The organism is Variovorax sp. 10N420, assembly GCF_056394705.1.
In genome coordinates this window covers 1-303 of record NZ_JBFTIJ010000056.1, presented here as the reverse complement: position 1 = coordinate 303, position 303 = coordinate 1, and the positions used below count along the sequence as shown (strand labels likewise).

The window sequence follows — 303 nt, the reverse complement described above, 5'->3', positions numbered from 1 at the left end:
GTCGCGGTCAAGGGCGGCAGCGTGGTCAGCCAGGTGGTGGACACGATGGCTTCGATCAACGCATCGTCCAGGAAGATCGTGGACATCATCGGCGTGATCGATGGCATCGCGTTCCAGACCAACATCCTTGCACTGAACGCGGCGGTGGAAGCCGCGCGCGCCGGCGAGCAGGGCCGCGGCTTTGCCGTGGTGGCCTCTGAAGTGCGAAGCCTTGCACAGCGCTCGGCAGCGGCGGCGAAGGAAATCAAGGGCCTCATCGATGACTCGGTGGGCAAGGTCGATGCGGGCAGCGCGCTGGTGGGC

General features: G+C 66.0%; 1 protein-coding gene. It reads left to right on the top strand.

The window, feature by feature from the left end:
* Positions 1 to 303, top strand: a 303-nt coding sequence (locus tag AC1DEK_RS30190) for a methyl-accepting chemotaxis protein (protein ID WP_478128999.1), incomplete at both ends; no start/stop codon positions are given.